Annotated in this window: 1 protein-coding gene; it reads right to left on the bottom strand. The window is 72.5% G+C overall.

The annotated features are described in order from the left end of the window. Nucleotides 1-2,199: acetate--CoA ligase family protein (locus tag AB8Z36_RS36825; RefSeq protein WP_369217740.1), on the bottom strand; the 2,199-nt coding region annotated here is incomplete at its 3' end. Between the last annotated feature and the right edge of the window lie 206 nt (nucleotides 2,200-2,405).

Raw genomic sequence — 2,405 nt, 5'->3', positions numbered from 1 at the left:
GGCCACGGCTCCCTGCCCGCGGGGCAGCACCATCAGCGGGTTGATGTCCAGCTCGGACAGCTCGTCGCCGAGTTCGAGGGCCATCCGCTGCACTCGCTGCACGACCTCGACGAGCGCGTCGACGTCGGCGGGCGGACCGCCCCTGACCCCGTCGAGCAGGGCGCGGCCCTGCAGCTCGGACAGCATCGCCTTCGCCTGGTCCTCGCCGAACGGCGGCACCCGTACGGCGCTGTCCCGCAGGACCTCCACGAGCACGCCGCCGAGACCGACCGTCACCGTCGGCCCGAAGAGGGAGTCGTGGGTGACGCCGACGACCATCTCGACGCCCCGCTCGACCATCTGGCAGACGAGGACGCCGTCCAGGCCGACGTCCTCGTAGCGGGCGATGTCCGTCAGCTCCCGGTAGGCGTCCCGGATCTGGCTCGCGGACGTCAGACCCACCTTCACCAGGCCCAGCTCGGTCTTGTGCGCGATCCGCGCCCCGGACGCCTTCATGACGACCGGATAGCCGACGAGCCCGGCCGCGCGCACGGCCGCCGCCGCACTGGTCACCAACTGCTCCCGGGGTACGCGAATCCCGTACGCGCGCAGCAACTGCTTCGCCGCGTGCTCGCTGAGCTGCTCGCCCGGCCGCATCAGCGCCTGCGCCTTGCGGAAGGACGGCGAAGGGGTGCGCGGCGCCTCGTCGAAGGGCGAGCGGTAGTGGGCCGTGAACCGGTGGTGATCCAGATGGGCGCGCACCGCCGTGATGCAGTTCGCGAAGGTGCGGAAGGTCGCCACGCGCGAGGAGCCGAGCAGCGTCTCGCGGTAGGCGTCCTCGGTGCCGACGGGCGACCCCCACACCACGCACACCAGCTTGTCCGTCCGCTCCGCCGCGTCCACGAGATCCTGCGCGAGCTGGTCGCTCATCGGCGGGAAGGGACCGGTGATGGGGCAGATCAGCACGCCCACCTGCGGGTCGTCGAGGATCGCGTCGATGATTCTGCGGCCGCGCCAGTCGCCGACGGGGTGCCCCCCGCTGTCGACGGGGTTGGCGACGTTCAGGTACTCCGGTATCCACTGGTGCAGCTCCGCCTGCTTGGCCGCGCCGAGCGTGGGCAGGGTCAGGCCCGCCTCCGTCGCCAAGTCGGCGAAGTGCGCGCCCGTGCCGCCCGAGATCGAATAGACGACGACGCCCTCGGCCTGCGGCGGACGGGCCCTTGCGAGCAGCGTCGCGGTGTCCTGGAGCTCGTCGAGACCGTCGACGCGGATCACGCCGAACTGCCGCATCGCCGCGTCCACCACCGCGTCGGCGCCGGTCAGTTTGCCGGTGTGTGAGGCGGCCGTACGGGCGCCGGTCTCGGTGCGGCCGACCTTGACGGCGACGACGGGCACCCCGCGCCGGGCCGCCCGGTCGGCGGCGAGCAGGAAGGCGCGGCCGTCCTTGAGGCCCTCGACGTACGCGGCGATGGCCCCGACCTCGGGCCGCCCGGCGAAGTAGGAGAGGAAGTCGGAGGTCTCCAGGTCGGCCTCGTTGCCGGTGGGCGCCCAGTGCGAGAGGCGTACGCCGAGCTCCTGGAGGGCGAAGACGGGGCGGCCCTGGTGGCCGGATTGCGTGATGAGCGCGATGGCGGGGCCTTCCAGGTCCTCGCGGAAGTGCTCGAAGGCGTTGAGGTTGGTGTTCGGGCCGAGCAGCCGCAGGCCCGACCGCTGGACGGCGGCGGCGAGCCGGGCCTGGGCGAGGGCGCCCTCCTCGCCGGTCTCGGCGAACCCGGAGGCGAAGGCGACGGCGAACCGCACCTTCTCCTCGGCGAGCTGCTCGACGACGGGCAGCGGATCGGCGACGAGCAGTACGGCCAGATCGACCTGTTCGGGCAGGTCGGCGACGGAGGGGAAGCAGGTGATGCCGAAGACGGAGGCGCGGGTGGGGTGTACGGGGTGCAGCCGCGCGCCGACGCGTTCGGCCCAGGCGACGAGTTGCCGGGTGATGCCGGTGTTGGGCCGTCCCTCGGCGTCGGAGGCGCCGATGACGGCGACGGACTCCGGCCGGAAGAAGCGGTCCAGGTCGGGCACGTCGGCGTGCAGTGGCCGACCGCTGACGTCGAGGTCGTCCGCCGTGACGGCGGTGCCGTGGACGGCGTGACGGGGGAGTTCGCCGCAGGCCACAACATGCGCGCGGCGGGGGTCGGTGGTGAAGGTGCCGTGAGTCGATCCAAGCATCGGTCCGCCCGCTCCTGTGTGACAGCACTTAACTGACGCCTAGTCAGATTACGCAACTGACGCTGCGTCAGGAATGGTGCTGCACGCAAAGCCTGCGGACGGGGCCGTGCGGGGGTGTGCCGCGTGGGGCCCATGTGCTTCCCGCGTCCCCTCCACGGACCCTGCGGACGGGGCCGTGCGGGGTGCGCCCCGTGAGGCCCATGTGC

Origin of the sequence: Streptomyces flavofungini, assembly GCF_041028215.1 — a bacterium.
GTDB classification, from domain to species: Bacteria; Actinomycetota; Actinomycetes; order Streptomycetales; family Streptomycetaceae; genus Streptomyces; species Streptomyces flavofungini_B.
Note: the sequence above shows the minus strand (reverse complement) of the source record. Positions and strands in the feature narration are given on the sequence as shown.